Source organism: Kitasatospora sp. NPDC091276 (assembly GCF_040684355.1).
GTDB lineage: Bacteria > Actinomycetota > Actinomycetes > Streptomycetales > Streptomycetaceae > Kitasatospora.
Genome location: NZ_JBFBFU010000010.1, coordinates 239790 through 266383, shown reverse-complemented (window position 1 = coordinate 266383; position 26594 = coordinate 239790). Strand labels below are relative to the sequence as shown.

Sequence of the window (26594 nt, the reverse complement as noted above, 5' to 3'; positions counted from 1 at the left end):
GCACCCCCATCGAAGCCGCCTGCCGCATCATCATCCTCGAAGACCAACTCGAAGAAGCCCTGCGCCTCAACGAACAACTCCGCCGCACCCCGCACAACCAGGAACCCGCAACCGACACCTGACCGGCATCCGGCAACCGGCCCACAGCTCCGCCCAACCGTACGGCCCACGCACAGGGCCGTACGGGGCGGACGACCTCACCCTGCACAGCCTGGTCGCCCCGGAGACGGGCGGCACCACTGCGGCACGCCTCACACGAAGACGGTGAACGAGACCGCGCCGGCCCTCATCCAGGACCGGCACCGACGCGTGGTGCGTTAACGCCAGCCCTTTGGACTCCACCCGCGCCCGCTCCCGTTCGGGCTGGTCACCGGCGTCCGGACCTTGGCGTTGACCTCGACGATCAGCGGCATCAGCTGGCCGTGTGTCTCCCCTTCGCGGGCGAGTTGGTCCCACGCCTGGCTGAGGATCTGCCGGGCCATGTTGGCGCCGTAGTTCGCCTCGACCACGATCGCGTCCGCGCGCAGCCGCAGCGCGAGCCGGCAGGCGGTGAGGCCCCAGTCGTTGGCGCCGAGGGTGTCGGACTCGTCGACGACGACGTACAGGTGGTCCTGGTAGTCGAGGCCGAGGCCGACGACGCCGGTCTCGTCGTTGAGGGAGCTGTCGCCGCCGGATGGGTAGACGCCCAGCCGCGTGGCGTCCTGCGCGGCTACACCACCGAGCGGACCACCGCCTACGAGGTCCGGGCGAGTGGTATGGGCCCCTACCTCACCGAGCAGTACCGCACCGTGTCCGCACGGCTGGAGTACCCGCGTACCGCGAACGTCGGCATCATCCGGCTCCTCGCCTCGGGCACCCTCGACCTCGCCCCCGAACGGGTCCGGTCCTTCGGCATCAGTGCCGTCAACGACGCCGTCACGTACGCCACCTCACACGGTGGCCCGTTCGACCGCGCAGTCCTCACCCCACCGGCTCGCTGACAAGGGCCGACTGATCTCCACAACCCGGCGCCACGGCCCACCGCCCGTCAGGAGAGCCGGGCCGACGCGTTCAGGTGGCTACTGGGCCAGCACCACGGTGAAGGCGAAGAGGACGGCGGCGAGGACGACGGTGCACAGCACCGCGGTTCTCACGGGCGTCAGCCGGTCCCGGAACTTCTTCTCCGGCAGGACGCGCCGGCTCGGACTGGTGCTGTGCTTCCACCAGTCGACGACCCGCCTGAAGTCGGCGTCGAAGTCCTCCGACGGGTGGAGGTCGCTGGCCATCACGGTGGACATCCAGTGGCGCCGACCGTCGGTGGTGTGGATCCGGGCCACCCGTGTGGGCGCGCCGCGGCCTTGGATCTCCGACACGTCGATCCAGGAGATCTGTTGCCAGGAGTAGGTGCGGCCACGGCCGAACCCCCAGCAGATGGTGACTCCGTCGGTGCCGACCCTGCTCCAGTACCGCATGGAGAGGAGGCGGCTCGCGGCGGCCAGCAGCACGGTCCCGCCGACGAGGAGGACCATGGGGCCGAGGCCGAGGTGGAACTTCAGGTGGCCGGCGACGAGTTCGACCGTGACGACGATGAGCACCGGCCCGAGATCGGACCAGTTCGGGCGGAATCTGTCTTTCCCCCGGAAGATCAGTTCTTTCACACCGCGCACACTACGCCTCCCTCGGCCCGGCCTCGCAGGGGGATGGGTGGACGGCCGCGCGGCTCCCGTCAGAGCAGGTCGAATACCGACAAGTCGGCTGGTACCGCGCCTGGTTGTGCCGGCTCGCACTGAACGAAGCGCTGCTCGGCTTCCCGCCCTCTCCGAGGATCCGCCCCAGGCCTGATCCGCCGCCGCGGGCGGGCGCTGTGGTGGGGGTCATGCCGGCCAGATTCCGGAGGAACCGCGGCGGTGGGAGTCCAGCAGGTGGGTGTCGATGACGCCGATGGCTTCCATCAGGGCGTGTGCATGGTGGTCGGGCCGACGAACGCGAGCCCTTGTGCGCGCAGCGCTTTGGACAGGGCCTGCGATCGGGGGGAGGTGGTGGGGATCTCGGCGAACGTGCGCGGCCTGGGGGTGTCGAGTGGCTTGAACCCCCCACCAAGTCGGTCAGGCCGCCGTGTTCGCGCAGCCGGACGGTCGCCCGGGCGTTGGCCACGGCCGCGAGGATCTTCGCGCGGTTGCGGACGATCCCGGCGTCGGCCATGAGGCGTTCGACGTCGGTGTCGCCGTAGCCGGCGATCCGGTCGGGGTCGAAGTCGTCGAACGCGGGGCGGGCGAGCCCGTCCTCGCCGATCACCACCCCGGGGTCGACGGAGTGTTCGGGGGCGCGGGCGGTGTCGCTGGCCATCGGGGAGGGTTCCTCCCTGTTCTTCAAAGGGGCTGGGTGTGCACCTGATCCTGCGCCTGCGCAGGCAGGAACGGTTCGCACGGGAGCCGTGCACTTTGTCGGCGCGGACCCTGCCGGGCGTGATGTGCGGCTGTCCAGGACCGGCGCGGGGGACGCGGATGCGAGGACCGGCTGGAACTGCGGGCTGTCGTGCCAGTGCCCTGCGGTGATCAGCAGCGACAGCGGCTTCTGCCCCTACTCGGTCGCAAGGCGGATCTTCGTGGTCAAGCCGCCCCGGGACCGTCTGAACCTGTGGACGTCCGGCTCAGTGTCGAGCCCGCCGGGCGGCTCGCACTGCAGATCCCCCTTTTCGCGCGCCAGCGGCGTGCTGGTGGGCGCGACAGACGGTCGAGTCCACACTCACATCCCAGGTGATCAGACCTCGCGCGTCAGCCTGGACCTGCAGCTGTTCCAGGATCCGCTTCCACATGCCGTCGCGCTGCCACCGGCGGAAGAAGTCGTAGACCCGGCCCTGTTCCTCGGCAGCTCAGGTCCCGTTCGGGACTCCCCCTCCCTCCAGGCCCGGGAGATGGCAAAACCGCCCCTGACCTGCATAAATGTCGAAGCCAGTTCAGTCGACACGCCTCACGACTTCTGGCCCTCCAAGATAACCGCACAGCCGAAGCCCGTCCGGGGCCCACTGCTCCCTGGCCGATCAGCCGAAGGGCGCGGGACTTCTTGAGCGACGGCGCCGGGGTCGGCTCTGCGTGCTCGCCCCTGACCGGCTTGCGGTGCGGCAGAGCGGTGCCCGCCTGATGCCTGCACCGCACCACAACGGGCCGCTGCGCCTTCCTGCGGGTGTGAGGCTGCGGCCTGTCGTGTTGTTGGCCTGTTTGTCTCTTCGGGGGCGGGGGCCTGGCCCGTACTGTCAGGAGGAGACCGAACGGTAATCACCCTCCGCGAAGGAGTCTGTGTGATCGTTCAACGCTACGGCGATCTGGAACTGCACTACACCACGAGCGTTCGGATGGCCTGGCCCACCAGGCTCGCCCCTGCAGTGGAGCCTGCGAACAGCCACGCTCGAATCCTCGTCGGTGCCGTCGGGCAGCCCGGTTGGCGGCCCGCAGGATTCCAATTCTCGAACGGGAGGAACCTCGCGGACGCGGGGTCGCTGATGCTGCGGGACGTCTCCGCAGACAGGAGCCTGATACGACCGTGCGTGCGGTGGGAACGGATCGGTGACCTCCCGAGTGTTGCCGGGTATCCGGGCAGCGTGCCCTCCGCGGTCTGGCGGCCGATACCTCCATCGGGATACGTCGCCCTCAGTGACTGTGCCTCTGTTTCCGCGCCCCCGCTGGAGACCGGTGTGTGCATCAGGCAGGGGGTGCACAACGGATGGCGCTACGCGCGGCGGGGCGAAGTCGGCGAGCATTTGTTCGAGCATGCCGGGACGCGGTTGTGGTCGGTGGTGACTCCGCCGTACCCGGACGGGGATCGTGACGAGCGCCTGTTCCTGCCCGTGGGCGGGTTCACCGCGGTGCGCGTCGCCGGGCGGCCCGACCCCACTCCCACGACCTGGATCCTCGACCTGCCCGCTGTCGTGCAACACGCTTCCGGCCCCGGCATCCCGATCCTGACGTCGCCCGCCAGGCCGCCGGCGCAGGTCGGGGTGGTCGACCGCATCGTGACCGTGCCCTACGTCCTGGTCGACGACCCCAGCCGCACGACGGCCTGGCGGATTCAGAACTCGCCGTTCTACCGGCTCCGCCGCCGCCGGATCTTCGATCTCGTCCTCTTTCGCGACAACACGCGCGGAACCGTGGCCCAGCCGGAGTCGCAGACGATCACCACGGGGGTCACCCAGGAGGCGGGCTGGTCCTTCAGCGTGGCCACGGGCATCACCGTGGGCGCGTCGGTCGGTGTGGAGGCGTCCGCCAAACCGTTCGGCATGGGCGCCAGTGTCACCACCACCGCCTCCGTCTCCGCCTCCATCGAACTGGGCTACGAAACCCGCCGCAACGTGTCGACCATGGCCTCGGACAGCAGGGAACGCGGGCTCATCATCCCGCCGCACAGCACCGGCTGCCTGTGGATGGAGCACCACGAACTCACGCCCGTCCGCGCCAACGGCGAAACCCTCAGCACCCAGTCGACCCTCGGGTTCCGCACGGAGTACTACGTGACCGGCGAGTTCCCCGGCGGATCGGGCGTCACCCCCTTCACCAGCGACGCCTCCGGCGAGCGCACGCCGCTACCTGCCACGCACCTGCTTCCCGACCGTCCCCGGGCGGACACCGACACGCCACCGCCGGACACCACGGCAGCCAACGGCGAACCGGCCGAACAACAGTAGACAAGACCGTCCCACCAGAACGAGGACGTCCAGTCGACGGCGTGCCCCCTCCGGCAGGGCGGGTGGCACGCCGGTTCTTCGTCATCACAGGGCGCCGTCGGCCTGTTCGATCCCATGGCGGAAAGCCTCACGCCGCTCTGCCCGCAGTTGCTCCACGGGCATCACCCCCGCAGGTCACAGCCGGACTCAACTGATGGCGCACCAGCTCGATGTCGCGCGCCGTAGCGTCCGGGCACAGCCCCTCCACGCCCCGTCGGCACCGCTGTCGGCGCCGAGCCCGTGGTCCGGCCCCCGGAAGCGGACACCTCCGGCGCCCACCCGGTGAAGGACGCGGCCACCTCGGACGCCTGCCCACTGGCCAGCTCGCCGTGCGAGAAAGGGACCTGGGGCCGGACAGCCAGGCCCGAAGCCTGCACTACCGGCAGTTCCCCGAGCAACTGGACGGCCGCGGACACTATTCTCGCGCACCCGCAGCAGCCTGGCGATCGCTCAGCCTCCCCTGCGCAACCACTCCCCCCCTCTCCACGGCCCACAGCCTCTCGCTCCCGCAGCAGCACGGGCGCCACGCCCCCGAACCCGCCTCTCACCGCCCACCACGTGGTCACAGCCACTCGTTGATGGCTGCGACCAGCACTTTCGAAACACGCCCTAGAAGGCTGATGAAGATCTTGAAAACGCGCCCGGCTTGCACCAGTTCGACCTGGTTGACATTTCCCGGCAAACCGGGGTGAATCGGGTGTCCGAAGCAAGATCTTCAGGAGACTTCTAGAACAGTCGTCCGACCCGGGTCTCGACCGGCTCCTCCAGGTCCAGCAGGAGCTGCTTGCGCTCCAGTCCGCCGCCGAATCCGGTGAGTTTGCCGCCCGCGCCCACCACCCGGTGGCAGGGGATGACGATGCTCACCGGGTTGCGCCCCACGGCCTGGCCCACGGACTGCGCGAACCCCTTGCTGCCCAGCTCGACCGCGATGTCGCCGTAGGTGATCCGCGCGCCGTACGGGATCCTGCGCAGCTGCGCCCAGACCTGTTCCTGGAACCCGTCGCCGTTCGTCGCCGCCGCGACGTCGAACACCTGCCGCTTTCCGGCGAAGTACTCGTCGAGTTCGCTGCGGGCCTGGGCGAGCACCGGGTCGGCCGAGGCGTCGGCTCGCCGGCCCCACGCCGAGGGCCGGGGCGTGTACCGGTAGCCCGGGAAGTAGAGCCCGATCAGGGCGTCGTCGCCGGCGACGACCAGGAGCCGTCCCACCGAGCTGTCCACGTAGGCGTGTCGGACGTCCATGTCGATCTCCTGTCTGCGCCTTTGCCTGTTCGTGGTGAAGACGCGCGGGTGCCCTGAAACGTGAGACGCGTTCCGGCCGCATCGCGCGGCACCTCCGGCAGGTCGGACAGTGCCGTCATCGTGATACGCCGGGGCCGGTGACCGTGAGGCCGCCGTCGTCGGTGACGGTCCAGGTGGCGCCGTTCGCGTCGGCTCCGGTCAGGCCCCGCAGCTGCCGGGCGCCGACCAGGGCCAGCGTGGCGGGGCGGCCGATGGCGGCAGTGGCCAGGGTACGGTCGGGCCGCCAGGACGTGGACCACAGCAGCCGCCGGGCCACCTGGGCCCAGCCGACCTCCGGGCCGGTCATCACCCACACGTCGGTCGGTGCGTCGGCGAAGTGGCGGGCCTGGCACAGCCAGGAGGCCGCGGTCTCCGGCCAGGTGGTCGTGGCGGCCACGACGCCGCCGGCGGCCTGCCAGGCCCGGGTGATCGCGTCGGCGCCCGCCAGCGCGGCCGGGGTCCGGCCGGAGCCGACGGCGATGCTCCGGGCGCCGCGCGCCTCGGCCAGCGCGACCAGCGCGGTGACTTCGGTGTCGGTGACTGCCAGGTCGGGGCCCGGCGGTGGGGGGTCGGTCAGCAGGGGGCTGGTCAGGGGATTCATGAGATGCCTTCCTCGTCAACGCTCTTCCACTGCCTGCAAGGGGTCCGGGCGGCACACTCCGCCCAGCCGGTGTCCGACCGCCGCGACACCGGCCCGGCGGCGGCCGGGGACGCTAGGCGGCGTCGTGGAAGACCAGGGCCAGGGTGTGCCGGTGCCCGGAGCGGACCGCCGAGACGCCGTGCCGGACCGGGGCGGCGGACCAGCCTCGCGCGGAGCGCACGGGTCGGTCGCGGGTGGTGAACACGTAGCCGTGGCCCTGCGGGAGCAGGGTGGCGGTACCGCGGGACTGGGCGCGGGGGCGCTGCTCGACCAGCAGGAACTCCCCACCGGTGTGGTCGGTGCCGGGCCGGTCCAGGTTGATCACGACCTGCAACGGGAACACCAGGTCGCCGTACAGGTCACGGTGCAGCGCGTTCCAGTCCCCGGCGCCGTAGCGCAGCAGGATCGCGGTGGACTTGGACTGCCCGGCCGCGTGGCACATCTGCAGCCACTCGTCCAGGGTGTCCGGCCACGGCGCGGTGCGGCCGAGCCGTTCCCACCAGGTGCGGGCGATGGGCAGCAGCCGCGGGTACAGGGCCTGCTTGAGCTGCTCGACCGGCTCGGGGTAGGGGGCGTGGAAGTACTTGTACTCGCCGGACCCGAACCGGTGGCGGGCCATGTCGACGGTGGAGCGGAACAACTCGGGCCGCCCGTACAGGTCCCGGAGCCGGCCGGCCTCGTCCGGGGTGAGCAGCTGCGGCAGCAGCGCGCCTCCGAACGCGTCGAGTTCGGCGGCCACCGCGTCCCAGTCGGCGGTCTCGGCCCGGCCGGCCCACGGCCCGGCTCCGGTGGCGACGTCCGCGCCGGGAGCCGTCTTCCCCGTCTTCGCGGTGGTGACGGTGCTGACGGTCATGCCGCGGCCTCCAGTGCCAGTAGTGCGGTCTTGGCCTCCAGGCCGCCGATGTAGCCGCCGAGGGTGCCGTCGGTGCGCAGCACCCGGTGGCAGGGGACGACCACCGGCAGCGGGTTGGTCGCGCAGGCCGTGCCGACCGCCCGCACCGCTTTGGGGCTGCCGACCAGTTCGGCGACCTGGCGGTAGCTGCGGGTCTGGCCGTAGCCGATCTCCGGCAGGTGCTGCTGGACCAGCTGCCTGAAGCCCTTGGACAGGGACAGGTCCAGCGGCAGCTCGAACGCGCGACGGCGGTGGTCGAAGTACTCGTCGATCTCCCGGGCAGCGGTGTCCAGCCGGCCGGGGGCTCGCAGGATGCGCGGGCTGACCTTGTCGGCCAGGGTCTGAAGGACCTGGTCGTGGTCCTCGACCGCGTAGGCGACACGGACCAGGCCCCGGTCGGTGGCGGCCAGCAGCAGAGGGCCGACCGGGGAGTCGACGACGGTGTAGGCGATGTCGACCAGGGCGGCGGCCTGGGCCTCGGCCTCCAACCGGCGGTGCAGCCGGGCCAGGGTCCCGGCGTCGACGGGAGCCGACAGCACGCTCAGGACGTCATCGTGGGATCGGGTGCCGCTCATGTAGATGCTCCTCTCGAGGTCGCGCCCGGATAGTGTTTTCGTAGATTCTTCAGACCGTCCGCCGCCGCCCGGCGCGCCGCCGCGGTGTTCCCGCCCAGGACCGCCGCGATCTCGTCGTACGACATCCCGGCCAGATAGCGGAACGTGACCGCCTGCCGCTGCTTGCCCGGAAGACGCCCCACCATCTCCCACAGCTCCCCGTCGTCTGCGCCCGGAACGCCCAACGAGCTGGGCGCCTCCGGCAACTCCTCGGCCGGCAGCGGTCGGCGTCCGGCGGCGCGCAGCACGTCGATCGCCTTGCGCCGGGCGATCGTCACCAGCCACGCCTCCACGTTCGCCGCCTCCGGCAGCCCTGGCCAGGCCCGCATCGCCGCCAGGAACGTCTCCGACCAGGCGTCGTCCGCGTCGTGTGTCCCCAGCAGCGCCCGGCACACCCGCAGCACGGTCGCGCCGTGTTGCTCGACCGCCTTCTCGAACGGTTCCCTCATCCTCGCCCTGCCGTAGACCTTGAATCCGAACCGATGTGTTCGAGCTCCCGAAACAGCCGGCCGGTCGCGGCCGGCACTGCCCTCCTCCGAGTCCGGCGGCCTCCGCTCGGTCTTCGGGTCGTCGCCGTGCCCGGCCGCCTTCTGCACCTGCTGTCTCACCTGGAAGACGGTGCGGGTGCCGAGAACGTGAGATCCGAATTTTCACCCGCCGAGTCCGTGGACCCCGGCCTGCCGGCCTGCTGCCTCCGGGGACGAGCGCACGGGCAGACTCGGACGTACGGCCCGGGCGGAGTCCGCACCTCCCGGCGGGATCGGCACTCGCCGAGACGGCCTGGACGGCGGGCGGTCAGTGGTGGCTGACGATGACGGAGATGCCCCAGCCGATCGCCGCGAGCACCACCGCGAAGATCAGTCCCGCCAGGGTGGAGCCGACCGGCCCGGCGGCGGGCCGGACGGCGGCCGGCTCGCCGGCCGCGCCGGTCGCGCCGGTCGGGTTGAGCAGGCGCAGGCCGAGGGCGAACAGCGCGGGCAGTCCGGCGCCGGTGAGCAGGCCCACCACGACGATCTTCCACACCGCGTCCAGGTTGATCCAGGAGTTCACGGGCTCACCTCGTCCTTGGCCTTGGCGGGCTCCGGGGCCACCGAACCGGTCCACGCGGCGTTGACGTTCTCCGGCGTCACGGCCGGATGGCGGGAGGCGGCGAAGAAGGCGACCGACGCCGCCACCAGCGCGCCGACGATCACCACCACACCGGCCGTCCCGCCGATCCCGTTCGCGGCCCAGTAGGCCAGCTCGCCGGCCAGGGCGGAAGCCGGCAGGGTGAGCAGCCAGGCCGTCACCATCCGGCGGGCGAGCTGCCAGCGCACCACGGCGCCGCTCCTACCGATCCCCGAGCCCAGGATCGACCCGGTGGCCACGTGCGTGGTGGAGAGCGAGTAGCCGAAGTCGGTGGAGCAGAGGATCACGGCGGCCGAGGCCGACTCGGCGGCCATCCCCTGCGGCGGTTCGATCTCCACCAGCCCCTTGCCCAGGGCCCGGATCACCCGCCAGCCGCCGACGTAGGTGCCCAGGGCGATCGCCAGCGCGCAGGAGAGGATCACCCAGGCCGGCGCCTTCGCCCCGGCGGGCAGGGTGCCGTTGGCGATCAGGGCGAGGGTGATGGCGCCCATGGTCTTCTGCGCGTCGTTGGTGCCGTGGGCGAGCGAGACCATGGAGGCCGAGCCGATCTGGCCGAGCCGGAAGCCGCGCCCGCGCGGGCCTTCGGGCACGTCGCGGGTGAGGCGGTAGACCAGGAGGGTGCCCACCGCGGCCACCCCACCGGCGATGAACGGCGACAGCGCCGCGGGCACGATCACCTTGGAGACCAGCCCCTGCCACTTGACGGCCGAGGCCCCGGCGGCCGCCACCGTCGCCCCGACCACCCCGCCGATCAGCGCGTGCGAGGAACTGGAGGGGATCCCGAGGAACCAGGTGGCCAGGTTCCACAGGACGCTGCCGACCAGACCGGCGCAGACGACCGTCAAGGTCACCTCTCCCGTGGCGACCAGACCGTTGGCGATGGTCGCCGCCACGGCGGTCGACAGGAACGCGCCCACCAGGTTCAGCACCGCCGACACCGCGACCGCGACGCGCGGCGGCAGGGCGCCGGTGACGATCGAGGTCGCCATCGCGTTGCCGGTGTCGTGGAAGCCGTTGGTGAAGTCGAAGCCCAGCGCCGTGGCGACCATCAGCGCCAGGACCGCGTCGTTGCCGGTCACGGACCCGAACCTAGCCCGCGCACCGGCCGAGGCGGCGCCCGACCCGCCCTGCCCCAGGGCCCCGCACCCGTTCGTCCGGCCGTTCGTCCGGTTGCGGGGCCCTCGGTGCCGATGCTCTCCTGCAAGAGCCGGCCGGCGTGACGATCGGAACCGATGTGCCGTCCCCCGTCGCCGTCACGCCCCAGGAGGCTGCCGGCCAGCTGGACCGAGACCCGTCCCTGCGAGCCCTGAGGCCCTGGCGCCCCGGGGGAAAGCGCTGGCACCCATGGCTGAGCACCCCACCGTCCGCACCGTGACGTACGACCTGCTGCGCACGCTCGGACTCACCACGGTCTTCGGGAATCCGGGCTCCACCGAGGAGCCGTTCCTCCAGGACTTCCCCGCGGACTTCGCCTACGTCCTGGCGCTCCAGGAGGCCTCGGCCATCGCGATGGCCGACGCCTTCGCGCAGGTCACCGGCCGCCCCGCGCTGGTCAACCTGCACTCCTCGGCCGGCACCGGCAACGCGCTGGGCAACCTGGTGGCGGCCCACCACGGGAACACGCCCCTGATCGTCACCGCCGGCCAGCAGCACCGGGAGCTGGTGATCGGCGAGCCGTACCTCGGCAACCGCGAGGCCACCCAGCTGCCGAAACCCTGGGTGAAGTGGTCCTACGAGCCGGCCTGCGCCGAGGACGTCCCCGAGGCCTTCATGCGCGCCTACGCGCAGGCGCTCCAGCCGCCCGCCGGCCCGGTCTACCTGTCGATCCCGATGGACGACTGGAAGCGGCCGTTGTCCGGCTTCACCCGGGTGCGGACGGTGAGCGAGCGGGTGGCCCCCGCCCCCGGGCGGCTGCGCGCCTTCGCCGAGCGCATCACCGCCAGCCGCCGGCCCGCACTCGTCTTCGGGCCCGAGGTCGACCGCGGTGGCGGCTGGGACGCGGCCGTCGCCCTGGCGGAGAGACTGCGCGCCGCCGTCTACGGCGCCCCGCTGGGGGACCGCGTCTCCTTCCCCGAGGACCACCCGCTCTTCGCCGGCCCGCTGGGCATGTCGGTGAAGACCATCAGCGACCGGCTGGCCGGGCACGACCTGGTGGTGGTGATCGGCGCGGAGGTGTTCCGCTACTACCCGTACGTGCCCGGCGACTACCTCCCCCCGGGCACCGGGCTGCTCCAGATCACCGGCGACCCGGAGGCGGCCGCGGCCGCGAGGGTCGGCGACAGTCTGCTCGGCGATCCCCGGCGGGCGATCGAGCTGCTGCTGGACCTGGTCGAGGAGGGTTCGACGCGGACCGCTCCGGAGCCGATGCCGCGGCCCCGCGTGCTGCCGTCCGCCCCGGACCGGCCGCTCACCCCGCCCGAGGTGTACGCCGCCCTGAGCAGGGTCCGCCCGCCGGACGCGGTCTTCGTCAACGAGTCGACCTCGACCATGGCGCAGCAGCTCGAATGGCTGCCCACCACCCGAGCGGGCTCGTTCTTCGCCACGGCCAGCGGGGGCATCGGCTGGGCCGTCCCGGCCGCGGTCGGCGTCGCGCTGGGCGACCGGGACCGGGGAGTGCTGCGCCCGGTGGTCGGCCTGATCGGCGACGGCTCCTTCCAGTACTCCGTGCAGGCCCTCTACACGGCGGCCCGGCACCGCCTCCCGATCGTCTACGTGGTGATGCGCAACCACGAGTACTCGATCCTCAAGTCGTTCGCCCTGCTGGAGGACACCCCCGGGGTGCCCGGGCTCGACCTGCCCGGGCTGGACATCGCCTCGGTGGCCCGCGGCTTCGGCTGCCGCGCCGTCGACGTGGAGACCACCGAGGACCTGGAGCGGGAGTTCACCGCGGCCCTGACCGCCGGCACCCCCACCGTCATCGTCGTTCCCACCCGGCCCCAGCGGGCCGCGCTGTAGCCCGCGCGGCGCGACTACCAGCACCGCGCCCGTCTCGCGCCGGCGGTCGGCGCGCCGGGTCCGATTCGTTGGCTGAGCCTCCCCACCCGTCTCCCGGCCGGGCCGGCGACCCTGATGCGGGACGCCCGCACGGTCGACCCGGCACGCGGCCTCCGCCGAAGCCCGGACCCGCTCCGCGAGCACGACAAGGCCGCTCCCCCTGGGCTGCGTCCAGGAACCAACTGGACGCATTCCTCGACGTGTTCGAGCGCACCGACCGGACCGGGACGGTGGCGCGGGAGTCCACGCTGTTGCTCCTGTCGATGATCTCCTCATCGGTACGTTGTGCTCGTGTCACGCAAGACCGGCCGGCGGATCAGACCCCGCGGTGGGGGGCAACTCCCGCAGATTGATCACAATCGAACACGCGCCTTGGCGCCGAACCGTTCCTGTACAGGGCCTCGGCCTCGGCCTGGGCCGCCGGGGAGAGCGGGAGGTGGTCCTTGCCGCGCGGGCAGGGCGGGGCCTCGACACGGGGCGGGCGGACCGGGCGTTCCAACACGATGGCCCTGTCGCGGTCGACCAGCCTCAGCCCAGCGCCCTGCGGCGCCAGTGCGTAGCACGCGATGACCGCTCCGCTCGCGGCGGTGATCGAGAGGAACGATTCCCCGAGGCGTCGCCGGACGTGCACTTCCGCACCGGTCAGATCGGCCGAGACCGCGTAGAAGTTCCCGCGATAGGGCACCAAGCCCTGCGGCATGACAGTGCGGTCGACGCAGCTCTGGAGCGGGTACGGGGTGCCCGGCAGGTCCAGCAGCGCCGTCGCCGGAGCCGACTGGTCCGGGTCGCCGACCGTGCGGCCGCGGTCGTCCAGGGCGGACGCGTACCGGTCGAGGCTCTCCTGGGCACTCCAGAGGGAGCGACCGTCCGGAACGGTGAGCCACCAGTTCTGGACGGTGGCGCGATGGGCCGCGTCCATGGCACTGACCCGGTCGGACCGGCAGACCTTGACCGTCACGCCGTAGTACTTGGCCACCCGCGCGAAGGCCGGCGTCACCCGACCGGTGTCCACGCACCACACGGTCGGCGACCGGCGGAACCGCCAGCATCCGGTGGTACCGCCCAGCCGCCGCAGCACCTGGTCGATCCCCTCGACGAGCTGCGGGAGTTCTCCGCCTTCGACGATCACGGCGCGCCAACGATCCGGCCGGGCGACCGAGCCCAGTAGCAGCCGGGCCGGGCTCCTGCCGTCCCACTCCGCCGGTGGCCCGGGAAGCTCCAGCCACTCGAACCGGACCTTCTCGTCCGCCGAACGCGGGGCAACACCGCCGTCACCGAACCCGGCTGAGCCGCAGAACTCGCAGGCCGGCCGGACCCGGTGCTTGCGTACGGCCCGGGTGAAGGTCGAATATCCACCCGGATAGCCCAACGCCGAGACCTCGTCGAACAGCGTGGATGCCGGCAGGTGCGGATCGTCCGCGAGTCGCTGCCGGCAGTACGGGAGGAAAGCGGAGAGCTGGTCCTGGGCCGAGCTGCGGATCCCCACGGTCCGCTCCCCGCGGAGGTAGAGCCTTACCGTCTTGCGGTCATGCCCCAGGTGCCGGGCGATGGCCGAGATGGACCATCCCTGCAGGTGCAGGTCCCGCACATTCTCGTATTCCTCCTTGGTGAGCATCCACTGCTCCTCACAACCTGGACTTCACCCGCAGGCGGGGCTCTGAATTTGAGCGATCCCCGTACGGCCGCAAATGCTACACGACCACTCCGAACGAATAGAGGGGGGATCGAGCGCCGGGCGTGCGCCCTGGGGAATTTCAGGGAGCGCCGCCATCGAGATGAATTACGTCACGGCCCGCATCTCCGGGGAGGTTTGACGAGCCGCACCGGAAACTCATATGGGACGACGCCCATATTCCACGGTAATCGGCCGGCGGGCAGCGGCTCACTGAATCGACCATTCGCCACCCGGGAGGCCGGCGGAAATCAGGATTCACCGGAAATCCATTTTCCGGCGCCGAAAGTAAAGGGCCAGTCATGTGAGTCCGCAGGTGGCGGCGGCGCCAAGGGCGCGGGCCAGGCCCGCCACGAACGCGGCAAAGCTCCGGTCGAACATCGAGAACCGGGTCCACTCCGGCCACGACACCGCCTTCACCACTGATACCGGCACACCTCCCGCCGGCCCTTCACCCGCCCGCTCGACCGCCTGGACATCCCCCAGGGGCCCGTCTGCACCAACACAGGAATTTGCGACAGCCCCGGGCGGGCCCCGGAACGCAGCCGGACCTGACCCGGTCCGGGTATTTTCGGAGAGCGCCGGAATGCTGAATATGGAACGACGCCCGGATGCCGGATACGCATCCCGGCAGCCATTTCGTTGATGGGGCATGAGTTCAATGTGCCAACCAATGACTCTGCCGCACCGCCTGCCGAAGGAGCCGGCAACCAGGCTCGGCGAGTGGTTCTTCGTCCCGGATCGGCGGAACCCGGCGGGTGACGTACGGATCGGCTACTTGTCATGCAACGGCGAACGGGTCGTTCTGCAGCACTGCTCCAGCTACCTGGCCGACTTCCTGCGGACGCTCCGTCAGCTTGAGGAGGACTTCGTCAGACGCTGTGGCGCGGAGCCGGTCCCGACCGGCGCATGACGAGCGAGATGTGCGCCGGACGGGCAACCGTCGCCCGGCGGAGACGGCAAGGACATGGAGGGCGCCGTGTATGACCCGAGAGCCGCTTTCCTCCCCCCGCACGCTGGTGCCACCCAGTTCGAACCAGAGGACTTGCCCACGTACCCGACCATCGAAGCCTTGGGCACCTGGGACCCGGAGAGTCCCTTCGTCCCGCACCCCCGCGCTCCCGTCAGCGATCCAGGCCTGTCCGGCGCCGACCCCAGACGCCCGATCTCCCGACACCGACGGCGCACGCCCCCCGCTGAGGCCACCTGGTCACAGGTCCTCGGCTCGCTGTTCGTGGCACTCAGCACCATGACCGTCATCGCGGTGTGCGTGCTGGGCTGGTTACTCGCCTACGACCCGCTGCGCAACCTGGCGCTCAATCGAGCGCCGAGCGGACTTCCTCACCTGTGGCCGATGGTCATCTACGGGCCGTGGCTGGTGGGCTGCCTGTCGGTACTGCACGCCGCGCTGGACGGACGTCGGCCCGTGCACTCGTGGGTCGTGGTGGTCGCCTTCTCCGCCACGGCAGCCGGCCTGTGCGTGGCCGACGCCTCACCGACCATCCCCGATGTGATCGTCGCAGGCCTGCCACCGATCACCGGGGTGGTTTCGCTGCACCAGTTGGTGCGTCAGCTCCTCTCCGGAAAACGACCGCAACGCCCCACCTCTCACAAGGCGGGCCCCTCGAGGCGGGTGCGGCGGTGACCGCCGTCCCATGCGAGCAAGGTGTGGCACGGGTCGTCAGGAAGCCGCCCAGGTGGCGGGAGTGACCGGGCGAACCCGGCGGCGTTCGCCCTGACCGCCGAAACGCCCGACGCCGGCCTCCGCGGATGCTCGCGGAGGCCGGCGTCGGGGGTGCTGTCCGCCCGGCCGTCAGGTCAGCGGGATCAGCTTCCAGGACTGGTTCGGGGCGCCGTTGCAGTCCCAGATGCCCATCTGGGTGCCGTTGGCGCCGTTCCAGCCAGGTTCCTCCAGGCAGCGCCCGGAGGGGGCGTCGGTGGCCGCCAGGCTGGTGATCCGGCCGCTGGCCGGGTCGTAGCGCCACTGCTGGGCCGCGGCGGTCGCCTTGTCCGTGTCACGCGACACGCATGGGGCGAGCACCACCTTGGTGCCGTTGCCGGTCGCGTTCTGGGCCGGCGTCACGCAGACGCCGCCCGCCTGGAGGGTGCCGTCGAAGGCGAAGGTGAAGCGCTGGTTGGTACCGCCCCAGCAGCTCCAGACGTCGACGATGTTGCCGGCCGCCGGGCCGCCGTAGGCGTCCAGGCAGGGGCCGGGCGACCAGGCGTTCTGCACCGCGACGGAGCCGTTGGCGTAGCCCATGACCGCCGCGTCCTGGAAACCGGTGACCTGGTTGGTCCCGGCGGTGCCGTTGGTCGTGGCGCCCTTCCAGATCGCGAACCGGCCGCTGCCGTCGACGGTCCACAGGTCCGGCAGGCCGTCCCCGTCGAGGTCGCCGGAGGACCCGATCCTCGGGTAGTTGGCCGCCGTGGTGCCCCTGCCGTCCAGGATCACCGCGCCGCCGGCCGGGCCGGCCAGCGCGCCGTAGTCGGGTGTGGCGCCGCCGGTGACGGCGTACGAGCGGATCTGGCCGGTGGCCTGGTTGCGGGCCCACAGGGTGGCCTGCGCGGTGCCGGCCGCCGGGCCGGGGTTGATCAGGTCGTAGCCGTTCCACACGTTGTCGGCGGACAGCTTGCGGGCGTTCTGGAGGGTGCCCGCCGCGGTGGGGCTGTACAGCCAGAGCGCGCCGTTCTCGACGCTCAGCAGCACGGTCTGGGAGATCGTGTACTTCGTGACGGTCTGCCCGGGGTTCTGCGGGTCCGGCAGGGTGACCGGCTTGGTGACCTCACCGGTCGGCGTGCCCAGCGCCAGGACCTGGCTCGCCTGCGCCCAGTCGCCCGGGTAGTTCAGCGTGCCGCAGTCGGGCGCGAGCACGTTGTCGGTGCCGTAGCAGGCGGTGGGCTTGGCGAGGTCCGTCGGGATGCCGTCGAAGTGGCCGTTGCCGTCGTTCTTCACCTTGTACAGGTGCTTGGCCAGCTCGCCGCCGCCGGTGGTGTTGTGCGCCAGGACGTCGTCGACGAAGCTGCCGCGCTGGAGGCTGCCGCGGTGCGTCACTTGGTAGTTGGACCAGTTGGTGCCCCGGAAGGCCGGGTCCTGGGCGCCGGGCGCGGCCGCGGCCGGGGCGGCCGGGACGTTGCCGGGGTCGGTGTTGGCCTCCATCACCCGCAGGTTGCCGTTGGCGTCCGGGGTGAGCACGTCGGGGCGGCGGCTGCCGGTGACGTTGCCGAACACCGGGGTGGCGTTCTTGTTCCAGGGCGCGTAGAAGGTGTACGAGCCGACCTGGCTGTAGTTGCCGGCGTTGTCCTGGGCCTGGAACCAGACGGTGTTGGTGCCCCAGGTCCCCGGGCTGTAACGGAAGGTGCCGTTGCCGCCGGCGACGACGCCCTCCCCGTTGCCGCTGCCGCCCCCGCAGCCCCAGCCGGTCTGGTTGGCGTTGGTGGGGACGGTGGTCCAGCGGATGCACGCCACACCGGAGGAGTTGCCGCCGGCGGGGGCCGGGTCGGTGCCGGTCAGGGTGAAGGTGCCCGGGTTGCCGGGGTCGCTCGCGAAGAACTTCGGGCTCGGGTTCGGTGTGCCGGACGGCGGGAAGTCGGCCGAGCCGAGCGAGACGGTCGGCGGGGTCTTGTCGACCCGGAAGTAGCACCAGTTGGTGTCGGGCGAGGTCAGGCCGCCGTCGGTGGAGTTGGCCAGCCAGCCGTACTGGTGGCCGTCGGTCAGCGAGCCGACCGGGACGCTCAGGGTGTTCCAGGCGCCCGCCCACGCGGAGCCCTGGACCAGCTGCCAGCCCTTGTCGTTGTCGTCCCACACGTGGAAGTTCGACTGGAGGTTCTGCCCGGACGGCGACCAGCTGTTCGCCGACAGGGTGATGCTCTGGTTGGCGCCGATCCAGCCCGGATTGTCCCAGGGGCGCCCGGTGTTCGGGGTCTGGCAGGCGGCGTTCAGCGAGGGGTTGGACGCGAAGCCGGGGGTCGGCGAGGTCGCCGGGCCCCAGGTGCTGGGCGCGATGTCGTACCAAGTGGTGATGTGCGGGTTGTTGCCGAGGTGGACGCGGTAGAGCTTGTTCCGCTCGTCGTCCGGGATCAGCGCGATGGTCCAGTTGCCGGCGTGGCCGGCGGCCAGTTGCTGCATCGAGGTGGTGACGTCGAAGTTCAGTCCGCCGGTGCCGGTGACCGTCGCGCCCGCCACCTTGTTGCAGTTGCCCAGGTTGTCCCAGCAGGGCTGCTGTTCCCAGGTGGTGTTGCCGTCGATCGGCGGGGTCCAGTAGACGCCCAGCGGCGTCTGGGTGCCCGGGGCGGCCTGGCTGGTGACGTTGGTGTACAGCGTCGAGTTGTAGACCGTGGGGGCGGCCGGGGCGCCGCCGGGCTGGGTCCAGATCGCGGCGTTGATGCCGAGCTGGTAGTAGGCGCGGTAGCGGCCGTACCCGTTGCAGTCGGAGTAGCCGCAGTACCCGGTGCCGAGCTGGCCGAGCGCGTTGTAGTTCTTGGTCTTCGGGAAGTTCTCCTGGACCTGGACGGAGGCCTGGGAGGGGCTGTCGGCGCTGATCGTCGGGTCCAGGTACCACGGGCCGGTGCCCTGGCCGAAGGTGGCCGGATCGGGCGTCAGGTCGATGCCGTCCGCCGTGACGGCCGTGGCGATCGGCGCGACCACGGCGGCCCCGCCCGGCGCCTCCGCGGTGGACGGGGCGGCCGGCGCCGGCGGCGCGGCGGGTGCCTCGGCCGGGGCGGCGGCGCGGGTCAGCGAGCGCGACGCCGCGACGGTCCGCAGGCTCGCCGGGGCGTCCGTCGAAGCGGCGGCGCGGGACTGGGCGGCCGGCGGAGCGGCCGGGGCCGGCTGGGTGGTGGAGTCCCACTGGAAGGCGGTCGGGGCGTGGAACCGGACCGCCCCGGCGGCGTCGGTGAACGACAGGTTCCCCGCCTCGTCCTGGTGGGCGCTCAGGCCGTCCGCGCTCAGCGGGAAGTGCAGTCTGGCCAGTGCCGGGTCGGCCGCGGCGGCGGCCGTGCGCACCACGATGACGTCCCGCCAGCCGCCGTCCGGCCGCGCGGTGACCTGGAGGTCGACGTCCGGGCCGAGCACGCCGCGGTAGGTCGCGGTGGAGCCGGCCAGCTCCGGCCTGGGCAGCGTGAACGGGCTGCCGACCGCCAGCTTCTTGCCGTCCCCGGTGGTCAGGGTGGCCAGCATGCCACCGCCGCCCCCGGAGAGCGCGAGCGCGTTCGGGGTGACGGCCGGGCTGACCGTGCCGTCCGCGTTGGCGTGCAGCGTGGTGTCGACGGCGGCCCAGCCGGCGTCGCGCTTGACCCGGACGGGCTCCGCGTAGCTGGTGGTGGCGAGCCGGCCGTCGGGGGCGACGGTGGTCTCGGTGGCCTCGGTGGTCAGCGCGTCCACGGTGACGGGCTGTCCGCTCGCCTTGGCCTTGGCCCGGGCGTCGAGCAGGGCCCGGACCTGCGGGTCCGGGGCGGGCCCGGCGACGGGTCGGGCGGCGGGCGCGGGCGCCCCGCCCGGGGCATCGGCACCGGCGGCGGGGACGGCGGCCAGGCCGAGGCCGAGGAGCGCGCTGGTGGTCAGGGCGAGCAGGCGTCTGCCCCGCCGACGGGTCGTGATGACCGGCGGGGCTGGGGTGGTTCTCATGCTGGTTCGGGAGGTCCCTCCGAAGGGCCCGCGCCGGTTTCGTGCGGGCGATCGAGGATGAACGATCGCGAGTGAAAAGCCGCAGGTCAAACCGCATGTGATCTTGTGTGCAGTTGTCCGCTTTGTCGCCCGCGCCCAGGTAAATGCTCGGCAAAATATGAGGGCTCGATGAGGCTCGTTTAGCTTGACCCTCCGTCACGCCCCTAGGGTCCTGGACGATCACTCGATCTCATTCGTGATCAATCATTCGATACGGATCTCACTTGGAGAGTCACGTGGGTGTTTGGCGTGCCCGAATACGGTTCGGGCGCTGGATGATGAGACAGGACCACCCCTGGCTGGGGCTGCTGTCGGTGCTGGTCGTGGCGGTCACGCTGCTCAGCGCACCCCCCACCGAGGCCTGGGCGGCACACCGGCCGCACGGCAAGACCTGGATACCCCCGCACACCCCCCTGGGTGCGCAGACGAACTCCGTTTCCGGGAAGGACCAGGGCCCCGGAACACCCAAGGCACCGGCGTTCCCAGTGCCCGACGAATGGCGGCCCGCCGCCACCGCGACACCGACCGGTACCGCCGAGGTCACCATCGGGGCCGACTCCCCCGAGGCCCGGGCGGCCCAGCGCGCCACCGGCGGGTCCGCGGCGGCCTCCGGCGGACGCACGCCGGTCCGGGCCGGCGACCTCCCGGTGGCCCTGTCGCCCACCGCCGACGACCCCGGCACCGCACACCCGGTGACGGTGCAGGTCGTCGCCCCGGCCAAGGGCACGGCGGCCGGGGTGAACGGTCCGCTGATCTCGCTGACCGAGGGCGCGGCCCCCGACGCCACCGGCTCCACCGGCGACCGCAAGGTGACCGTCGACGTCGACCTCAAGGCCCTCGGCCAGGGGCTGTCCGTCGACCGCACCCGGCTCGTCGCCCTCCCGGCCTGCGCGCTGACCACTCCGGACCTGCCCGAGTGCCGCACCCAGACGCCGGTCCCCACCACCACGGACACGACCGCCGGCAAGCTCACCGCCGACGTCGCACTCCCCCGGGGCCCCACCGCGACCGCCCCCGCCGCCGCACCCGCGCACGCCGGGGCCGTCGTCCAGGCCTCGCTGCGCGAGGGACCGGGCGTCGTCCGGGCCTCCGCCGCCGGCGCCGCGCCGATGGTGCTGGCCGCCACCACCGACTCCGCCGGGGCCGGCGGCTCGTACGCCGCCACCTCGCTCTCGCCCTCGATGGCCTGGAGCGGAGGATCCAACCTGGGCAACTTCACCTACACGTACCCGATCCAGCTGCCGGCCGGGCTGGGTGCCAAGCCCCCGACGGTCGCGCTCTCCTACGACTCCGCCACGGTGGACGGGCTGACCTCGTCCACCAACGCGCAGGCCTCCTGGATCGGTGACGGCTGGAACTACGCGCCCGGTTTCGTCGAGCGCTCCTACAAGTCCTGTGCCAACGCCGGGATCGCGAACTCGCGCGACCTCTGCTGGGGCGGGCAGAACGCCAGCGTCTCGCTGGCCGGCCACACCGGCGTCCTGGTCCGCGACGACGCCACCGGCGCCTGGCGCCTCCAGGGCGACGACGGCACCAAGGTCGAGCAGCTGACGGGCGCGCCCAACGGCCTCAACAACGGCGAGTACTGGCGGATCACCACGGGTGACGGCACCCAGTACTGGTTCGGCCAGAACCACCTGCCGGGCGGCGACGGCACCGACCCGGCCAGCAACTCCGCCTGGGGCGAGCCGGTCTACGCGCCGAACGCCGGCGACCCGTGCAACTCCGCCGCGGGCCAGGGCTCCTGGTGCACCATGGGGTGGCGCTGGAACCTCGACTACGTGGTGGACACCCACCAGAACCTGGTCAGCTACTCCTACGCGACCGAGACCAACAGCTACAACCGCGGCGGCGGCCAGAACAACGGCAAGGGCACCGCGACCGCGTACGTGCGCGGCGGCTACCCGCGCCAGATCGCCTGGGGCCAGCGCCTGCCGGAGCAGGTCGCGGCGCACGGCTCGAAGCAGCCCGCCGCCCAGGTGCTCTTCTCGACCGCCGAGCGCTGCCTGCCCTCGGGCACCATCACCTGCGCCGAGGCGCAGCGCACCACCGCCAACGCCGCCTCCTGGCCGGACGTCCCGCTGGACCAGGCCTGTGACGGATCGTCGGCCTGCACCGGCAACGGCCCGTCCTTCTACAGCACCAAGCGGCTGACCGGCATCACCACGCAGGTGCTGGCCGGTTCGGCCTACCGCACCGTGGACAGCTGGGCGCTGACCCACTCCTTCCCCGACCCGGGCGACGGCACCAAGCCCACGCTGTGGCTGGCCTCGGTCCAGCGCACCGGCTCCAACGGCCAGGCGAACGTGACGACCCCCGCCGTGACCTTCACGGCCCGGGAGCTGCCGAACCGGGTGGACGGCCTGGTGCCGGCCGCGCCGATCTTCAACCGGCCGCGCATCCAGCAGATCACCGGCGAGACCGGCGGCCAGATCGACGTCCGGTACAGCCAGCCGGAGTGCTCCCGGGTCAACAACACCATGCCGCCGTCCGAGGACGGCAACACCATGGCCTGCCGCCCGGTCAAGTGGTACCTGCCCGGTTCCTCGTCGACCACCCCGGTCAACGACTGGTTCAACAAGTACCTGGTCACCTCGGTCAGCGAGCAGGACGCCGTCACCGGTTCTGTGATCTCCGCGATCGCCTACAGCTACCACGGCGGCGCCGCCTGGCACCGCAACGACTCCGAGCACATCGACCCCAAGACCCGCACCTGGGACTCCTTCCGCGGCTACCAGTCGGTCGACACCGTGACCGGCAGCGGCTACACCGGGGAGGCGCCCAGGACCCAGCAGACGGTCACCTACCTGCGGGGCATGGACGGCGACGTCAAGTCCGACGGCACCAAGCGGAGCGTGACCGTCACCAGCCCGCTGGGCGACCAGGTCACCGACGCCGACTGGCTGGCCGGCGGCAAGCTCTCCACCCAGGTCTACGACCAGGCCGGCGGCTCGGTGGTCTCGCTCACCGGCAGCACCACCAACGGCCAGCAGACCACCGCCACCCACAAGCAGTCCGACGGCCTGCCCGACCTGATCGCCCGCTACCCGGCCTCCCAGGTCACCGCCGTCACCAAGGAGAAGCTCTCCGGCGGCGGCTGGCGGACCCAGACGAAGATCTCCACCTCCGACCCCGCGCAGGGCAACCGGGAGATCCAGGTCGACGACCAGGGCGACGGCGCCGCCGGCACCCCCGAGATCTGCACCACCACCTCCTACGCCGTCAGCAGCGCCAACCCGATGCTGCTGAACCTGTCGAGCGAGAAGCGGGCGGTCACCGGCCCCTGCGGCACCCCGGCGACGGCGGCCACCGTGGTCACCGACGTCCGCACCCTCTACGACAACCTGCCGTTCGGCCAGGCGGGCGTGCTGGCGGAGCCCACCGGCGCGCAGCAGCTGGACCACTACGACGCCGCCGGCAAGCCAGTGTTCGTCAACGCGGGCCACTCCGGCTTCGACGTCTACGGGCGACCGGCCTCCTCCAGCGCGAACGACGGCTCCAGCTACGACGACCGGGGCAACCAGCTCTCCGGCCCCGACCCGGCGGCTCCGGCGGCCACCACGACGGTCGCCTACTCCCCGGCGACCGGCGCGCTGCCGACCACGGTCACCTCGACCGGCCCGATGGGCACCGCCTGGAGCACCACCGTGGTCCAGGACCCGGGCCGCGGGCTGCCGTTGACCTCCACCGACGTCAACGGCCGGGTCACCACGCAGCAGTACGACGGCCTCGGGCGGCAGACCGCCGTCTGGCTGCCGCAGCAGCCGGTCAAGGGCAACCCGACCTACAAGTACTCCTACGCGGTCAACGGCCTCACCGGGCCCTCGGTCGTGACCAGCCAGGCACTGCGCGAGGACAACACCTACTCCTACAAGACCGAGCTGTACGACGGCATCGGCCGGCTGCGTCAGACCCAGGCCACCTCGCCGACCGCCGCCACCGGCCGGCTGATCACCGACACCGTCTACGACTCGCACGGCTGGGCGATCAAGAAGTCCGCGCCGTACTACGAGAAGAGCACCTTCCCGAACGGCACCGTCTTCGTCCCGCAGGACGCGCAGGTCCCGTCCCAGACCTGGCTGAGCTACGACGGCCAGGGCCGGGTCACCACCTCGGCGTTCGTCTCCTACGCGCAGCCGCAGTGGTCGACGACCACCAGCTACCCGGGGGTGGACCGCACCGACGTCGTCCCGCCCCAGGGCGGCACGGCCACCTCCACGTTCACCGACGCGCGCAAGCACGTCAGCGCGCTGTGGCAGTACCGCGGCCCGACCCCGACCGGCAACGCCGCCGACGCGGACGTCACCGGCTACGGCTACACGCCGGGCGGCCAGCCCGCGACGCGGACCGACTCGGCGGGCAACACCTGGTCCTACGGCTATGACCTGATGGGTCGCCAGACCACCGCGACGGACCCGGACACCGGCACCACCCACACCTCCTACGACGTCAACTCGCGGGTGGACCACACCACCGACGCCGTCGGCAACACCCTCTCCTACACCTACGACCTGCTGGGCCGCAAGACCGGCAGCTACAACGGCCCGGTGGCGCCCGCCAACCAGCTGGCCTCCTGGAGCTACGACACACTGGCCAAGGGCAAGCCCACCGGCTCGACCCGCTACGTCGGCGGCGCCGGCGGCACCGCCTACACCAAGGCGGTGACCGGCTACGACACCGCCTACCGCCCGCAGGGCACGACGGTCACCGTCCCCTCCGCCGAGGGCGCGCTGGGCGGCACCTACACCACCGGCAACACCTACAACAACGTCCTGGGCACGCTGGCGACCACCACCCTGCCGGCGCTCGGCGGCCTGCCCGCCGAGACCGTCACCAACGTCTACGACACCGCAGGCAACCTGCAGAACACCGCGGGCAACGACACCCTGGTCCACGACGTCCAGTACGACGCGTTCGGCAACACCGTGCGCACCACGCTGGGCGACTACGGCACCCAGGTCGTCTCCACCCAGGTCTACGACGTGGCCACCGGCCACGTGGTGTCCTCGTTCCTGGACCGCCAGGTCGGCACCACCTCGCTCGACCAGACCACCTACACCTACAACCCGGCCGGCAAGCTCACCTCGGTCACCGACCTGCAGAACGCCTCGGCGAGCGACCGCCAGTGCTTCAGCTACGACTACCTGGGCCGACTGACCCAGGCGTGGACCGACACCGGCGCCGTCACCACCAAGCCCACCGGGGCGTGGAGCGACTCCTCCGGCACCGGCTACGGCTCCGGCGGAGCCACCTCGGTGCCCGGCATCGGCGGCTGCGCCAACGCCAACGGCCCGGCGGTGAACGGCGGTTCGCCGAGCGTCGGCGGCCCGGCCCCGTACTGGCAGTCCTACGGGTACGACGCCACCGGCAACCGCACCCAGCTGGTGCAGCACGACGTCACCGGCAACACCGCCAACGACCTCACCACGACGCAGACCTTCGGCGCCCAGGGCCAGCCCAACACCGGCACCGGCGGTCCGCACGCCCTGCTCTCCGCCACCAGCGGCTCGCCGAGCACCGGGACGTCCACCACCTCCTACCAGTACGACAAGTCCGGCAACACCACCGGGATCTCCGGCCCCGCCGGGACCGCGAACCTGGCCTGGACCGGCGAGGGCAAGCTCGCCGCGGTGACCCCGGCCCAGAAGGGCTCGGCCAACGGCGCGACCTACCTCTACGACGCGGACGGCAACCTGCTGCTCCGCTACAACCGGGGGTCGACCACGCTGCTGCTGGGGATGGACGAGCTCACGCTCGACACCGGCACCAAGGCCATGTCCGACGTCCGCTACTACCCCTCGCCCGGCGGTCTGACGATCACCCGGCTCACCGCCACCACCGGCGGGGGCGTCCTGGTCTACCAGGCCTCCGACCCGCACGGCACCGCCGGCGTCCAGATCGGCACCGACCCCGGCCAGGCGGTCGTCCGCCGGCCGACCGACCCCTTCGGCAACCAGCGCGGCACCCAGCCCGCGCCGGGCAGCTGGCTGGGCGCACGGGCCTTCGTCGGCGGCGAACTGGATCCGGCCACCGGGCTGGTGAACCTCGGGGCACGCGAGTACCAGCCGTCCACCGGCCGGTTCCTCAACCCCGATCCACTGCTCAAGCTCGACGTGCCGCAGCAGTGGAACGGCTACGCCTACTCCGACAACGACCCGGTCAACAAGACCGACCCGACCGGCCTGAACTGGTTCAACGCCCTGCCCAAGCTCATCGAGCGGGTGATCTCGGAGGTCTGGTCGTTCAAGAACGAGGTCGCCACCAAGTACACCCCGGCCCATGACTTCGTCACCGAGGGCTACGCACTGAAGCTGCGGATGTCGCAGCCGCACGGGGGCGGCAAGGTCACCACCGACCTCTCGTACATCGGGAAGGGGATCGACTCCGAGAACTACATCCCCGGTGCCGCCAAGGGAAAGAACGCGGGCAACCTGAAGGTCAACGGCAAGGCCGACCTCATCTACTGGACGGACAGCAAGGTCTACGTCTGGGACACCAAGAACGGGGGCGGCCCGGCGGAGAAGGACGGCGGGAAGGAGGTCGCCAACTACGTCAAGTACCTCAAGATGAAACTGGAGGCCGCCGGTGACCACCGGGACGTCGAAGCCGGGTTCGACCTGGGCTCCTTCGCCGGCCTCAACCCCTACCGGCCCTCGGAGTTCGTCGTGGCCAGGTCCTCGACCGTGAGCCAGGGCGTCCTCGCCTACAAGATCTACGAAACCCCCAAGGGGCCGCTGGAGCTCCAGCCGAAGCCCGTACCCAACCCGGTACCGGCGCCGAACGCCCACCCCGTCCCCAACCCGTCCCCCGGCCCGGCCCCGAACCCGAACCCGGAGCCCCAGGGGACGGTCCTCGACCCGCCCGCGCCCAGCCTCAGCTGGCCCGACCTCAGCTTCAACATCCCGCACCCCAGCATGCAGACGGTGGAGTACAGCACCATGCTCGTCGTCGGCTTCCTCGCCACCGTCGCCACCGGCGGCGCCGCCACCGAGTAGGCGGGCGGCGGGGGCGGGCCACC

The 26594-nt window shown here is 71.7% G+C and carries 16 protein-coding genes and 3 pseudogenes; 6 read left to right on the top strand and 13 right to left on the bottom strand.

Translation table 11 applies throughout. The features are described from left to right. Positions 1-122 (top strand): annotated as a pseudogene (locus tag AB0O19_RS15515) (MerR family transcriptional regulator); the annotation flags it as partial. 195 nt (positions 123-317) lie between these two features. On the opposite strand, the gene AB0O19_RS15510 reads toward AB0O19_RS15515, so the two are convergent. Next, positions 318-509: a hypothetical protein gene (locus tag AB0O19_RS15510; RefSeq protein ID WP_363619885.1), complete on the bottom strand. Its 192-nt coding sequence runs from the start codon at positions 507-509 to the stop codon at positions 318-320. Between the two features lie 297 nt (positions 510-806). Here AB0O19_RS15510 and AB0O19_RS15505 point away from each other — a divergent pair. Next, positions 807-980 (top strand): annotated as a pseudogene (locus tag AB0O19_RS15505) (alcohol dehydrogenase); the annotation flags it as partial. 78 nt (positions 981-1058) lie between these two features. Here the strand turns inward: AB0O19_RS15505 and AB0O19_RS15500 are convergent. The 3 genes and pseudogenes from AB0O19_RS15500 to AB0O19_RS15490 all read right to left on the bottom strand — a co-directional run. Then, positions 1059-1637 (bottom strand): hypothetical protein, encoded by a 579-nt coding sequence (locus AB0O19_RS15500; RefSeq protein WP_363619883.1) that lies wholly within the window; start codon positions 1635-1637, stop codon positions 1059-1061. A 293-nt stretch (positions 1638-1930) separates the two neighbouring features. Beyond that, positions 1931-1996, bottom strand: coding sequence for a hypothetical protein (locus AB0O19_RS15495; RefSeq protein ID WP_363619899.1), 66 nt, complete (start codon positions 1994-1996; stop codon positions 1931-1933). Positions 1997-2136: 140 nt separating this feature from the next. Next, positions 2137-2325: pseudogene (locus AB0O19_RS15490) on the bottom strand (DNA-3-methyladenine glycosylase I); the annotation flags it as partial. Between the two features lie 1345 nt (positions 2326-3670). On the opposite strand from AB0O19_RS15490, the gene AB0O19_RS15485 reads away from it, so the two are divergent. Then, complete coding sequence (locus tag AB0O19_RS15485; protein ID WP_363619881.1) at positions 3671-4657, top strand: hypothetical protein; 987 nt, start codon at positions 3671-3673, stop codon at positions 4655-4657. 765 nt (positions 4658-5422) lie between these two features. Here AB0O19_RS15485 and AB0O19_RS15480 read toward each other — a convergent pair. The 7 genes from AB0O19_RS15480 to AB0O19_RS15450 all read right to left on the bottom strand — a co-directional run bounded on the left by AB0O19_RS15480 (position 5423) and on the right by AB0O19_RS15450 (position 10327). Then, complete coding sequence (locus AB0O19_RS15480; RefSeq protein WP_363619879.1) at positions 5423-5935, bottom strand: methylated-DNA--[protein]-cysteine S-methyltransferase; 513 nt, start codon at positions 5933-5935, stop codon at positions 5423-5425. Between the two features lie 115 nt (positions 5936-6050). Beyond that, entirely contained in the window at positions 6051-6575 is a 525-nt protein-coding gene (locus AB0O19_RS15475) for a hypothetical protein (RefSeq protein WP_363619878.1), read from the bottom strand. 112 nt (positions 6576-6687) lie between these two features. Then, a complete protein-coding gene (locus AB0O19_RS15470) occupies positions 6688-7467 on the bottom strand; it encodes a 2OG-Fe(II) oxygenase (RefSeq protein ID WP_363619876.1) in 780 nt (259 codons plus the stop codon). After that, a complete protein-coding gene (locus AB0O19_RS15465) occupies positions 7464-8081 on the bottom strand; it encodes a methylated-DNA--[protein]-cysteine S-methyltransferase (RefSeq protein WP_363619874.1) in 618 nt (205 codons plus the stop codon). Before AB0O19_RS15465 ends, AB0O19_RS15470 begins: the two co-directional genes overlap by 4 nt. Continuing rightward, positions 8078-8728 carry an RNA polymerase sigma factor gene (locus tag AB0O19_RS15460; protein WP_363619872.1) on the bottom strand — a complete coding sequence of 217 codons (651 nt, stop codon included), beginning with the start codon at positions 8726-8728 and terminating at the stop codon, positions 8078-8080. Before AB0O19_RS15460 ends, AB0O19_RS15465 begins: the two co-directional genes overlap by 4 nt. 187 nt (positions 8729-8915) lie before the next feature. Beyond that, entirely contained in the window at positions 8916-9170 is a 255-nt protein-coding gene (locus AB0O19_RS15455) for a hypothetical protein (RefSeq protein ID WP_363619870.1), read from the bottom strand. After that, entirely contained in the window at positions 9167-10327 is a 1161-nt protein-coding gene (locus AB0O19_RS15450) for an inorganic phosphate transporter (protein ID WP_363619868.1), read from the bottom strand. Before AB0O19_RS15450 ends, AB0O19_RS15455 begins: the two co-directional genes overlap by 4 nt. A gap of 265 nt (positions 10328-10592) precedes the next feature. On the opposite strand from AB0O19_RS15450, the gene mdlC reads away from it, so the two are divergent. Further along, positions 10593-12203, top strand: a complete 1611-nt coding sequence (gene mdlC, locus AB0O19_RS15445; RefSeq protein ID WP_363619866.1) for a benzoylformate decarboxylase — start codon at positions 10593-10595, stop codon at positions 12201-12203. 355 nt (positions 12204-12558) lie between these two features. On the opposite strand, the gene AB0O19_RS15440 is transcribed toward mdlC, so the two are convergent. Beyond that, the gene (locus AB0O19_RS15440; protein ID WP_363619864.1) at positions 12559-13857 is read right to left on the bottom strand and encodes an IS21 family transposase; all 1299 of its coding nucleotides are present in this window, start codon (positions 13855-13857) and stop codon (positions 12559-12561) included. 1291 nt (positions 13858-15148) lie between these two features. On the opposite strand from AB0O19_RS15440, the gene AB0O19_RS15435 reads away from it, so the two are divergent. Then, positions 15149-15559: a DUF2637 domain-containing protein gene (locus AB0O19_RS15435; RefSeq protein ID WP_363619862.1), complete on the top strand. Its 411-nt coding sequence runs from the start codon at positions 15149-15151 to the stop codon at positions 15557-15559. Between the two features lie 168 nt (positions 15560-15727). On the opposite strand, the gene AB0O19_RS15430 is transcribed toward AB0O19_RS15435, so the two are convergent. Then, positions 15728-19537: a ricin-type beta-trefoil lectin domain protein gene (locus AB0O19_RS15430; RefSeq protein ID WP_363619860.1), complete on the bottom strand. Its 3810-nt coding sequence runs from the start codon at positions 19535-19537 to the stop codon at positions 15728-15730. A gap of 314 nt (positions 19538-19851) precedes the next feature. Between AB0O19_RS15430 and AB0O19_RS15425 the strand changes: the two genes are divergently transcribed. Beyond that, positions 19852-26571: an RHS repeat-associated core domain-containing protein gene (locus tag AB0O19_RS15425; RefSeq protein ID WP_363619858.1), complete on the top strand. Its 6720-nt coding sequence runs from the start codon at positions 19852-19854 to the stop codon at positions 26569-26571. Positions 26572-26594 lie beyond the last annotated feature (23 nt).